This window comes from Runella aurantiaca (genome assembly GCF_003339505.1).
In the GTDB taxonomy this organism is placed as follows: domain Bacteria; phylum Bacteroidota; class Bacteroidia; order Cytophagales; family Spirosomataceae; genus Runella; species Runella aurantiaca.
This window is the reverse complement of record NZ_QPIW01000021.1, coordinates 57,220-69,099: the sequence shown is the minus strand read 5'-3', so window position 1 is coordinate 69,099 and position 11,880 is coordinate 57,220. Positions and strand designations below refer to the sequence as shown.

Annotated in this window: 9 protein-coding genes; 2 read left to right on the top strand and 7 right to left on the bottom strand. The window is 47.3% G+C overall.

Going from position 1 to position 11,880, the window contains the following annotated elements:
• Positions 1 to 66: 66 nt before the first annotated feature.
• Positions 67 to 2,187, bottom strand: a complete 2,121-nt coding sequence (locus DVG78_RS21230; protein WP_114463047.1) for a Tex family protein — start codon at positions 2,185 to 2,187, stop codon at positions 67 to 69.
• Positions 2,188 to 2,355: 168 nt separating this feature from the next.
• Between DVG78_RS21230 and DVG78_RS21225 the strand changes: the two genes are divergently transcribed.
• Positions 2,356 to 3,504, top strand: a complete 1,149-nt coding sequence (locus DVG78_RS21225) for a phosphotransferase (protein WP_229598286.1) — start codon at positions 2,356 to 2,358, stop codon at positions 3,502 to 3,504.
• 7 nt (positions 3,505 to 3,511) lie between these two features.
• Here the strand turns inward: DVG78_RS21225 and dnaG are convergent, their stop codons facing one another.
• From dnaG to DVG78_RS21205, 3 genes are all read right to left on the bottom strand, one after another.
• Positions 3,512 to 5,569 carry a DNA primase gene (gene dnaG, locus DVG78_RS21220; protein ID WP_114463046.1) on the bottom strand — a complete coding sequence of 686 codons (2,058 nt, stop codon included), beginning with the start codon at positions 5,567 to 5,569 and terminating at the stop codon, positions 3,512 to 3,514.
• 408 nt (positions 5,570 to 5,977) lie between these two features.
• On the bottom strand, positions 5,978 to 7,201 hold the full coding sequence (locus tag DVG78_RS21210) for a dipeptidase (protein ID WP_114463044.1): 1,224 nt from the start codon (positions 7,199 to 7,201) through the stop codon (positions 5,978 to 5,980).
• A 37-nt stretch (positions 7,202 to 7,238) separates the two neighbouring features.
• On the bottom strand, positions 7,239 to 7,658 hold the full coding sequence (locus DVG78_RS21205; protein WP_114463043.1) for a lysozyme inhibitor LprI family protein: 420 nt from the start codon (positions 7,656 to 7,658) through the stop codon (positions 7,239 to 7,241).
• A 123-nt stretch (positions 7,659 to 7,781) separates the two neighbouring features.
• Between DVG78_RS21205 and queG the strand changes: the two genes are divergently transcribed.
• Positions 7,782 to 8,726: a tRNA epoxyqueuosine(34) reductase QueG gene (gene queG / locus DVG78_RS21200; RefSeq protein ID WP_114463042.1), complete on the top strand. Its 945-nt coding sequence runs from the start codon at positions 7,782 to 7,784 to the stop codon at positions 8,724 to 8,726.
• A 208-nt stretch (positions 8,727 to 8,934) separates the two neighbouring features.
• Here the strand turns inward: queG and DVG78_RS21195 are convergent, their stop codons facing one another.
• Genes DVG78_RS21195 through DVG78_RS21185 form a run of 3 tightly spaced genes read right to left on the bottom strand, consistent with a single transcriptional unit; the run spans position 8,935 to position 11,878 of the window.
• Complete coding sequence (locus DVG78_RS21195; protein ID WP_114463041.1) at positions 8,935 to 10,239, bottom strand: MFS transporter; 1,305 nt, start codon at positions 10,237 to 10,239, stop codon at positions 8,935 to 8,937.
• Positions 10,236 to 10,877: a bifunctional 4-hydroxy-2-oxoglutarate aldolase/2-dehydro-3-deoxy-phosphogluconate aldolase gene (locus tag DVG78_RS21190; RefSeq protein ID WP_114463040.1), complete on the bottom strand. Its 642-nt coding sequence runs from the start codon at positions 10,875 to 10,877 to the stop codon at positions 10,236 to 10,238. Before DVG78_RS21190 ends, DVG78_RS21195 begins: the two co-directional genes overlap by 4 nt.
• Positions 10,874 to 11,878 carry a 2-dehydro-3-deoxygalactonokinase gene (locus tag DVG78_RS21185; RefSeq protein ID WP_114463039.1) on the bottom strand — a complete coding sequence of 335 codons (1,005 nt, stop codon included), beginning with the start codon at positions 11,876 to 11,878 and terminating at the stop codon, positions 10,874 to 10,876. The genes DVG78_RS21190 and DVG78_RS21185 overlap by 4 nt, the downstream gene beginning before the upstream one ends.
• Positions 11,879 to 11,880 lie beyond the last annotated feature (2 nt).

Here is an 11,880-nt window from a genome sequence, read left to right as displayed (position 1 = left end):
AACGTCGGCTAGGTTTAAAACGGGGGCACTGTACGCCGTTTTAAACCTAGCCGACGTTCTTTTTTACTACATCTTCATTGTCAGTGCAATACGTTTCCGCGACAAGTCTACTTCCACCACTTTGACCGTGACGTGTTGTTGTAGTTTGACCACCTCATTGGGGTCTTTAATAAAACGATTCGCCATTTGTGAGACGTGAACCAAGCCGTCTTGCTTGACGCCAATATCCACAAATGCCCCAAAAGCGGTAATGTTGGTCACGATGCCCGGCAAAATCATCCCTTCATGCAAGTCTTCGGGTTTGCGCACGCGGCTGTCGAACTCAAACGCGGTGATGGCTTCACGCGGGTCGCGGGAGGGTTTTTCCAACTCTTTGAGAATGTCCTGCAACGTCAGCAAACCGACGGTTTCGCCGACGTATTTCTGCGGGCTGATTTGGCGGCGAAGTTCGGGCTTCTTCATCAATTCGGCCACGTTGGTACCCAAATCTTTGGCCATTTTTTCCACTACGGGATAGCTTTCGGGGTGAACAGCGCTGTTGTCCAAGGGATTAGCGGCATTTTCGATGCGCAAAAACCCGGCGCACTGTTCAAAAGCTTTCCCACCCAAACGCGGCACTTTCATCAATTGTTGACGGGATTTAAAATCGCCATTTTGGGCGCGGTATTCCACAATATTTTTTGCTAAAGATGCCCCCAAGCCCGAGACGTATTGCAACAAGTGCTTACTGGCAGTATTGAGATTGACACCTACGGAGTTTACGCAACTTTCGACCACGGTATCCAGCGCCGTTTTGAGCATTCCCTGATCCACATCGTGCTGGTATTGGCCCACACCGATGGATTTGGGGTCAATTTTTACCAATTCAGCCAAGGGGTCCATCAATCGACGACCGATGGAAATGGCCCCGCGAACGGTGACGTCCTTGGTAGGGAACTCCTCCCGCGCTACGTCGGAGGCGGAATAAATGGAAGCACCTTGCTCAGAAACCATAAATAGCCCTACGGCTTTCTCGGATGATTGGGCCGCGATGATTCTTTTAATAAAATCTTCGGTTTCGCGGCCAGCGGTGCCATTTCCGATGGCGATGGCGTCAATTTGGTGTTTTTGGAGGTAACTTTTAACAGTGGCTTCCGCCTCCATTGCTTTGTCAAACGGATAAATTACGGTATCGGCCAACAGATTTCCCTGCGAATCCAAGCACACAACTTTGCAACCAGTACGGTATCCAGGGTCAATGGCCAATACCCGTTTCTGGCCCAAAGGCGACGCCAACAGCAATTGACGCAGGTTTTCGGTAAAGACCTGTATAGCGTAGCGGTCGGCTTTTTCCTTTGAATTATTGGTAAATTCTGTTTCGATGCCGGGCTTCAAAAGGCGTTTGTAAGCGTCCGAAACCGTGAGTTCCAGTTGGTCTTTGCAGGCAGGCAACCCTTTGATAAACAGACGGTCGAGCAGGTCGATGGCCATTTCTTCATCGGGAGAAATATCTACGCTCAAAAAACCTTCTTCTTCACCACGACGCAGTGCCAACAAACGGTGCGACGGAATCTTGTTGAGCGGCTCGCTGAAATCGAAATAATCGCGGTACTTTGCCCCTTCTTCCTGCTTGTTTTTCTTCACTTTAGACGAAACTTGCGCCGTACGTTCAAAAGCATAACGGATTTTATTGCGAGCATCCACATTTTCAGACATCCACTCGGCCATAATATCCCGCGCGCCCTGCAAGGCATCGTCGATGGTGGTGACTTTATCGTTCAAAAACTGCTCGGCTTTGCGCTCAGGATTGGCTTCTTTTCCCGCAAAAATCACCTGTGCCAAAGGTTCAAGGCCTTTTTCAATGGCCATCGAAGCACGGGTTTTACGCTTTTGTTTGTAAGGCAAATAAATATCCTCCAACGTTTGCAAAACGTAGGTTTCTTCGAGACGTTTGCGCAGTTCGGGCGTGAGTTTCCCCTGCTCTTCGATGCTTTTCAACATGGCCTCTCGGCGCTTCAAAACCTCCTGAAATTTCTGATATTGCTCTTTAATGGCGTTGATTTGGACTTCGTCAAGCTGTCCGGTCATTTCTTTACGGTAACGCGCGATGAACGGGACCGTGGCTCCTTCATCAAATAACGTAATCGTGTTGTGGGCCTGACGCTCACTGACTCCTACAATAGGAGCAATAAATTGGGATGCTGTCATTGAATTAGTTCGTATTTATGACGGTAAATCGCTTTCAAACGCTACCAGTACTCCTTTTTTGGGGTTGCAAATAAGCAAACAGGAAGCGATTGTGGCAAACATTTTTTCAGTAAAAAGGGTCAATTTGCGTTTTAAACGTATATCATTACCAGAACAAACTCATTCCTAATGCATTATACTTGTAAGAAAGCAGCGCTGGGGAGCCGTATGACTGGCATTATTTTTTTTATGGTAAATAATTTACACTCACTATCTTCCGTTTATGGTTCTTTGTGTAAAAACAATCTTAGTACCCAGCAAAACATTCAGCACGAATCATTTTCATTCCTCAATATGCAATTAGACATCACCCAACCACACCTCCTCGAAGACTATCTGAAAAGCAAAAACTGGCTCAAACAACACGAGCAAGTACTGATTTTGGAAAAACCCGGCGAAGGAAACATGAATTATACCCTTCGGGTACGCACCCACGACCGTACGCTCATCGTAAAACAGTCGCGGCCATACGTGGAAAAATATCCCCAAATCGCCGCACCTGCCAACCGCGCCGTGACGGAAGGACGGTTTTATGAAAAGATTCAACCCTTTGCCAGTATCAACGAATCAATGCCTCAATTGATTGGCATTGATGCCGAAGCCAATATTCTGGTATTGGAAGACTTAGGCACCGCGAGCGACTATACTTTTTTGTACCAACCCAACCAACAGCTCTCCATGACTGAAGCGGAAGCCTTGGCGCATTATCTCGCTATGCTCCACCGCCTTACATGGCAAGAAACGATTGATGCGTCTTTTGCCAATCGTGAGATGCGAGCGCTGAACCACGAACACATTTTCAACTATCCGTTGATGGAAAACAACGGCTTTGACCTTGACACCATCTCTAGCGGGCTACAAATGATTTCGATGGGCTACAAAATCGACACAAAACTGAAACAAAAAGTCAGAGAATTGGGCATGGTGTACCTCTCAGACGGACGCTGTTTGTTGCACGGAGATTTTTACCCAGGCAGCTGGCTCAAAACCACGTATGGCCTCAAAGTCATTGACCCCGAATTTTGTTTTTATGGATGCCCTGAATTTGATTTGGGCGTGATGACGGCCCACCTCATGATGGCCAAACAACCCGAAGAAACCATCCGCAAGGTGTATCAGGCCTACGGAGAAATCAAAAACCCGCAATTGGTCGACCAATTTACGGGTGTTGAAATCATGCGTCGACTCATCGGATTGGCGCAGTTACCGCTGTCTTTGAGTTTGTTGGACAAAGAAGAATTGCTCGAAACGGCCTACGATTTAATCACGCGTTCGTAAGAAATAACTAATACCCCGGCACCACCGTGCCGAGTTCTTTAGCAGCCAAGTCGTTGATATTTTTGTAAAATTTATACTGACGTTGGACTTCCATAATTTGGGCAAATTCTTCGTCAGAATTCCCCGTTATTTTTCCCATCTGATTTAACAAATCCTTCATCTTAGTGGCCGAATACGCCATTTTAAGGCGAAGGATTTTTTTAAAGGCGATTTCATGGAGCAGCTCTTCGTCGGTCGGAACCACAATATCGTGCTTTTCCCAATTCTCGCTCAAATGGTGCTTACTGGTACATAAATCAATCGAAAAACGCTGTATATCAGGGTCGATGTGCGAAAGGAAATAATCGGTCGAAGGAATTTCTCCCAAACCGAACCGCTGGCGGAAGATATTTAAGACCAAATCAAAAAGCTGATTTTCAAACGATATTTCCCCAATCTCATGCAGTAAATACCGACACAGCGAAATGCCCGTCTCCAACTCCGTTTGGCCGTGCAAAATCAGCAATTTGACAAATGCTTGTTCTTGAAAATACAGTCTTTGCTTGAACAAATCCGTAGGCAGCTCATGCCTAGGCGCTACATCGGGCACGGAATTGGGGACAGAATCCTCCACCAAAATCCCGAATTCTTCTTCGATAAAATTATCCGAAAAGTGGATATCCGAAGGCTCCTGCGGCCGTTCTCTCAAGCGATCTTTTGGCTTGGACTGCACGGGCTTCTCGGCGGCTTTCTCTTCCCGCCGACGCAGGTGTTTATTGCCTTCCGAAATGAGCGTTTGCTCGTCCATTTTCATCAAATCGGCAGTACGTTTGAAGAAGATCTGGCGCTTTATCGGGTCCGAAATTTTGGTAATACTCGTTACAATTTCATTGATAGCTTCGGCACGCTTAAACGGATTATCGCCTGCATCCTTCAAAAGCATTTCGGTTTTGAAGGTAATAAAGTCTTTCGTGGCCTGCTGAACGTGTTTTTTGAAGCCCTCCGCTCCCACTTTATACACGTAGCTGTCGGGGTCTTCGCCATCGGGCAAGGTCACGAGGCTTACGTTAAGTCCTTCTTCGAGCACCATGTCCAGTCCGCGCAGAGCCGCTTTGATACCCGCCGCATCCCCATCGTAGAGAATCGTAATATTATTGGTAAAACGCGCAATCAGCTTGATTTGCTCTTCCGTCAGCGACGTACCCGAGGAAGCCGCCACGTTCTGAATGCCCGCCTGATGCAGCGAAATCACGTCAGTGTAGCCTTCCACCAAATAGCAAACGTCTTCCTGCCGAATGGCGTTTTTGGCCTGATAGATTCCGTACAGGATTTTGCTTTTATGGTAGACGTCGGTTTCCGGCGAGTTGATGTATTTCGGTTGACTCTTATCTGCCGACAGAATCCGTGCGCCAAAGGCAATCACCTTACCCGATACATTGTGAATCGGAAAAATCACCCGCCCCCTAAAACGGTCGTAGTAGCGGGTGGCGCGGTTGGCCTGTGCGTCGCCTTCTTTATGCAGGGTCAAGCCCGCCTTTTCGAGCAATTCAGGATTATAGCCTTTTTTGGCCGCCTCTTTGGTCAGCCCGTCCCAATCGGTAAGGCTATAACCAAGCCCGAACGACTTGATAGTGGGGTCGTTGAAACCCCGATTCCGAAAATAACTTAACCCGATGGACTGCCCTTCTTCGTGCTCCATGAGCAGGTTTTGGTAGTATTTTTGGGCAAAATTCAGCACGATGTAGAGGCTGTCGCGTTCATTTTGGCGCAGCACTTCTTCGGGGGTTTGCTGTTCTTCTTCGACCTCAATATTGTATTTTTGGGCCAAATGCCGCAACGCCTCTCCGTAGCTAATGCCCTCAATGTCCATCACAAACTTGATGGAATCGCCCGCGGCTCCGCAGCCAAAGCACTTATAAATCTGACGAACGGGATTAACGTTGAACGACGGTGACTTTTCGTTGTGAAACGGACAACAAGCGGTATAGTTGGACCCTCTTTTTTTCAAAGACACAAAATCCCCCACCACTTCCACAATGTCGGCGGCTTGTTTGATTCGCTCGGTTATTTCATTACTAATTCGCATGGGGCAAATGTACGGGATTTAGGGGTGTTTTTGCCATTGATTTTTGGCATAAACGATCCTCAAAATAAAAATCGAAGCCTTCACCAACCTTTTAATTGGGGATTGCGTCTTTGTACTAACAACGGCTTAGCCTCCAAATTGAACCATTTATTTACATTTTTCAACGGTTCAACCTATTTCATTGGAAAGCTGTTTTGCACTCTGTTAGTTTTACACAAAAATTCATACAGCTATGACAACTTCAATTAAAAAACAAATCGCGGGCATCCTCTTTATCTTAAGCGGATTAACCCTGCTTTCTTTGCTCGTTCTGGGTTAACGGAGCGAAAAGAAATACCGACAAGTTTGATATACAAAAAGCGCTGATTGATGGTCAATCAGCGCTTTTTGTGGTTATAAGTCCCTCAACTATATTTTGGCACTAGCCACGGTTTTTGACCACACACGCCATACGTTTTTGTACATGATGTTGGCAATGTCGCTTTCGGAATAGCCGCGTTTGAGCAATACATAAATCAGGTTAGGATACTGCGACACATCTTTCAGGCCCGTTGGCAGGCTGTCGCCCACGCCGTCAAAGTCAGAGCCGATGCCGACGTGCTGTGTACTGCCCGTAAGTTTCACAACGTGATCGATGTGATTGGCGACGGTTTCAACGTCGGCAAACAATACGGGATTCTCTTTCTGGAATTGCTTCAACAAGTCTTGGGCGGCGGGGTCGGTGAATTTCAAACCTTTATCTTTCAGTATTTTCATGAATTTCCCCTGCAATACTTCCGCTTGTTGACGGTAGTTTTCATCCAAAAAGCTGGAACCAAAATTGATTTGAATCACACCGCCTTTTTTACCCAACAGCTTAATCATATCGTCGGACATGTTCCGCTTAAATGTCGGTGTAAAATAACGACACGACGAGTGCGACGCAATCACGGGAACAGTTGAAAGCTCCACGGCCTGATAAAATGCGTCGTCGGAAATATGCGATACATCCACCATAATGCCAACCCTGTTCATTTCTTTTACAACCTGCTTTCCATAGGCACTTAAACCCTTGTGGGTGAAGGTACTGTCGTAGGAAGAATCACAAATCAGGTTGTCTTTTCCGTGCGTGAGCGTCACGTAGCTAATACCCTGCTGACGAAAATACGCCACGTCGGAGAGTTTTTCCAACGGTGCGCCGTTTTCCATCCCCATCGGAAACGAAATGATGCCTTTTTTGAAATTAGCATCCACTTGTTGGGGCGTTGTGGCTACGGCAAACTTGTCGGGGTGCGCCTTGGCGATGCCCTTCACCATCGTGATGAGTGTATCGGCCAACTGCTTGGCACCACCCGTTTGTTGGTACGACGACGGAATATAAACCGACATAAACGGTGCCGAAAGTCCACCTTTTTTGGCGCGCTCGTAGTCAAAATCGCCCTCAGTGGTGCTGATAGGAATGCCTAAATATTGGCGTTCGAGCCGAAAGTTTTTGATTTTGAGCCGATACGGCAAATCAACGTGGCCATCGGTGAGGATGTATTTGTGGGCAATTTTATCGGCCAATTGGCGCAATTCTTCGTCCGATTTTTGCGCCTGTACGCTCAACGAAAGCGTTAAAATCCCTGCTAATAAGGCGGTTAATAGTTTCATGATGAATAGATGTTTGGGGTGTTATTGAAAGAAATGTTTACTTTATTTCCAGTAAATCCAGATAGCTTTTCAAATCAAGGGCGCGTTTCTTTACCACTTCCATGCGGTCGTTGATGGCCATGGGTTGATACATGGTGCCTTGCATGGTGGTGTAAACGGAAGTTTGCATCTTAAACTCTAAATCGCGGTACTCAATCCATTTGCGTTGGGCAGCGAGCAGGGCGGCTTTCTGAGTTGCGTTCAGTTGGCTCGTCAGGGCTTTATAGTTTTTGTTGAGTTCGGCGTCCCATTTTTTGTAGGCAGCATCCAAACAACTCACCATGCCCTGCGTGGAAGGATTTTTGTCCATGCAGTTGTCTAACGCGACATCAATCGGGTGTTTTTCAGGCTCTTCCTGCGAAAATACGAAAAGTGGCAGCACGATAAACGCGGGTAATAAAAAGGTAAACGGTCTCATTGATTAGGGAATAGGTTTTGTACTAGCCACAAATTAACAAAACTTGGCCTTGATTCCATAACTTTGTCTGACCACCGAACGCACATTGTTTGGCATTTAAGTTCCGTTTTAAACTTTTTATCCATGACCACCGACGATTTTGTCAGGCAACAGCGAAGTCAAACCATCAAAGCGAAAGCTACCGAGCTAGGTTTTGATTTTTGCGGCATATCGACGGCCACTTTTTTGGAAGAAGAAGCTCCTCGGCTGGAGCATTGGCTCAATCAGCACCGCCACGGACAAATGCACTACATGGCCAACCATTTTGACAAACGTCTCGACCCGCGCAAACTGGTCGAGGGGGCCAAGTCGGTTATTTCGGTATTGCTCAACTATTACCCCGAACAGCGACTACCCGAAGGGAAAAATGACCTAAAACTCTCCAAATACGCCTACGGAACCGATTATCATTTTGTATTAAAAGACAAAATGAAGGAGTTGGTGGCGCAGTTGCAGGAAGAAATCGGCGAAATCAACGGGCGTATTTTTGTGGATTCAGCTCCCGTAATGGATAAAGTTTGGGCGGCCAAAAGCGGTTTAGGTTGGATAGGAAAACATTCCAACCTACTCAACCGCGACATGGGCAGTTTTTTCTTCATCGGTGAAATCATCTGTGACCTTGATTTGTGGCCCGACGGGCCCGTTCGGGATTATTGCGGCACTTGCACGCGTTGCGTGGATGCCTGCCCTACCGACGCCATCGTGGAGCCGTACGTGGTCGACGGTAGCCGCTGCATCAGTTACTTTACGATTGAACTCAAAGAGGCTATCCCCGCAGAAGTTAAGGGTACATTTGAGAACTGGATTTTTGGTTGCGATATTTGTCAAGATGTGTGTCCATGGAATCGTTTTTCCAAACCGCACCAAACGCCCGAGTTCAATTTGCATCCCGAATTGGCCGAATTTACCAACGGCGATTGGAAAGAAATCACGCAGGAAGTATTTCAGGAAATATTCCGCCGCTCCGCCGTCAAACGCACGAAGTTGGAAGGAATACAACGAAATGTGGCGTTTGTACGGGAGGAGTGAGTGCTATGGTTATTTTCTACGATTATACGGCCAGAGGCCTACCAATAGTCATCACGGCTCGGGCCGCCCCGTCGCGAGACGCGAGCGACTGCGGAGTCGGGTTGTAAGCAACTCTCCGCACATTACCGAAATTTCGCGGCCAGAGACCTACCAATAGCCATCACGGCTCGGGCCGCCCCGTCGCAAAACGCGAGCGACTGCGACCATTCTACTCCAACTCCGTCAATTCCAGCATTTTGGATTTACGGGTCAGCAAATGAATGATACCCCACGCAATCAGGTAAGTACAACCGCAAATGGTAAAGATGATATTGTACCCGCCCGCGAGGTTTCCAGCGGCTTTGTAGGTATCCAACAGACTGCCGATCAGCATCGGAAAAAGAATGCCTCCCAACGCGCCAGCCATCCCACCGATGCCCACAATGGAACTGACGGCTTGTTTAGGAAACATGTCGGACGGTAACGTAAATACGTTGGTCGCCCATGCCTGATGCAACGCCACCGCAAAGCTAATCAGCCCAACGGCGACCCAGACATTGGGCGCAAACTGAATAAAAATGACTGACAATTCAAGAACCGCAATCACCAAAATGACCGTTTTTCGGGCTTTGATGACGGGCCAGCCGCGCTTGATGAGTTGCGACGAAAACCAGCCACCGCTGATGCTTCCCACGGTGGTAGCGGTATAAATAAGCATCAATTCCAAACTCGGTTTTTTGAGGTCAAGGTTAAAAGTGGAGGCAAAATAAGACGGCAACCAAAACAGAAAAAACCAATAAATCGGGTCAATTAAGCCCTTTCCAGTAATGTACGCCCACGTCTGGGGAAAAGAAAACAACTTAATCCAATTGACACTCGCTTTCTCGCTGCTGTGCTGTTCTTCCTTTTCTTGACCATTCACGATGTATTCGTACTCTTCCGTGGTCAGGCGTTTTTGTTTGGCGGGAATATCGTAATAGATAAGCCAAAAAATCAACCACACAAAACCGAGCGCACCCGTAATCCAAAAAACTTCCTGCCAGCCGTAGGTCGTCAAAATCCAGGGTACAAGAATCAGGGCTACCACCACGCCCACGCTAGTCCCAGCATTGAAAAGCCCAGTAGCCAACGCGCGTTCTTTTTTGGGAAACCATTCCGCCACCGTTTTCACCGCCGCGGGATAGTTGCCACCTTCTCCCAACCCCAGCCCAACCCGAGCCACACCAAAACCGAAGGCACTACGGGCCAGCGCGTGGAGCATTCCCGCCACACTCCAAAAAACAATGGTGATAGAGTAACCATGTTTGGTCCCGATTTTATCAATCAACCAGCCCAATGCCAACAACCCAATGGCATAAGCCGCCGTAAACGCCATGATGATACGCGCGTAATCGGTTTCTGACCACGCAAATTCTTTTTCTAAAATAGGCTTCAACAACCCAATAATCTGCCGGTCTAAGTAGTTGATTGTGGTGGCGGTAAAGAGCAAAACCACAATAAGCCAACGGTAGTTTTTGATTTTAGGGGCGCTCATCGGCGGGGAAGTTGTTTAATAAATTGTGAAAAATGTGTTTTGAGTTTTTGCCAATCTTTTTCTTGAATCAACTTTTTATCCAGCAATTGCCCTCCCATTCCGACACCATCGGCACCCGCCTTAAAAAACTCGGACATGTTCTCCAAACTCACGCCCCCCGTGGGCAGCAATTTGAGTTGATTGAGGGGCGCTTTCAATTCCTTGATGTAAGACGGACCCATTTGCGTAGCCGGAAACACCTTCACCATGCTCGCGCCTAAACTCCATGCTTTAAAAATCTCAGAAGGCGTAAACGCACCTGGAAAGATGGGAATCTCTTTTTTGACGCAGGCCTTGACTACTTTTTTATCCAGAATCGGCGTTACAATAAACTGCGCGCCTGCTTCGAGTGCTTTTTTTAAATCGTCTTTTGTACACACCGTTCCAGCACCGATGTTTAGCCCATGTTGTTCATTTTCAACGGCATATTCAATAATTTTCTCGGCGTCGAGGGTATTCATCGTGATTTCGATGGTGGTCAAACCCGCTTCCCGGTACATCGGCAAAATTTGTTTTACTTCTTCTAACGACAGCCCCCGAACGATGCCAACGATGGGCGCTTTGTTAAATAATTCCCACGAAAATGCAGTTTTACTCATAATGTTTGATTGTTCAGCAATAAGGCTTGATTTTGAAAAATTTTAACTTGTCCCACCACCGTTGCTAGGTCCACCGTGTCCGCCGAAACGGTCAGCATTCGGTCCGACAGCCCCAGTTCTTCGACGGCCGCTTTGTATAATTCGTATAAATTGTTTCCACTGCACAGCACCAATTGCCACTCGCTTTCGGCCAGCAGGTCGTGAATTTCGGACCCAATCAACAACCCGCTCAAATACAGGCCGTTTTCTTTTTTGGTCCATTTCTGAAAAAGCTGGTTGGTTCGGACCCTGAAAAGATTTCGAAGCACGCCCCGCGCACCAGACTCGCGCACTCCCATTTTAAACGCAGCCATTTCCAGCGCTGATAGCTCACGGCTCGCTTTTTCCACCGATTCTTTCAGGATACTGTGATGAGAAATTAGGCTGAATACCTCGCCCGTCATGTAGGTTTGAAAATCAATCAGGCGATTGTTTTGGACATACAGGTGTTTGGAGTGCGTTCCAGGAAGGATTAAAATATACCGTTGACTTGCAGATAAATGCAACAATTCTGCCAACCCCACCAATTGCGTTTCTTCGCCGCGCATCACGTCGTACTCGCTCCGAATACCCGATATGAGCATAATATCATGGGCTAAATGGGCGTCGGCTTCTAGGCGATGAACGGCCGTTTGCGCCCCATCCACATCATACGTCAAGGTGGCGTACGGCACCTCGTACATTCCGATGGAAGACGATGCCATTCCCGAAATAACAATTTCAATTCCGTTCAATTCGGCCTTCGACTGCTGGGCCAATACGGCAAGTTGTTCTTTTAAACGTTGAATAAAGAAAGATTTCTTAGTTTCAAATTCTGCTTTTGTTGCTTTCCATGCGTCAAACGTACTTGCCACTCCTTCCGAAGAAAGTACTTCACTGATTATTTTATTTTCGACGGTTTCTATCAACCGCAACCGGAACGAGGTAGTCCCCCAATCGCAGCCTATCAAGTAGTTTTTCATCC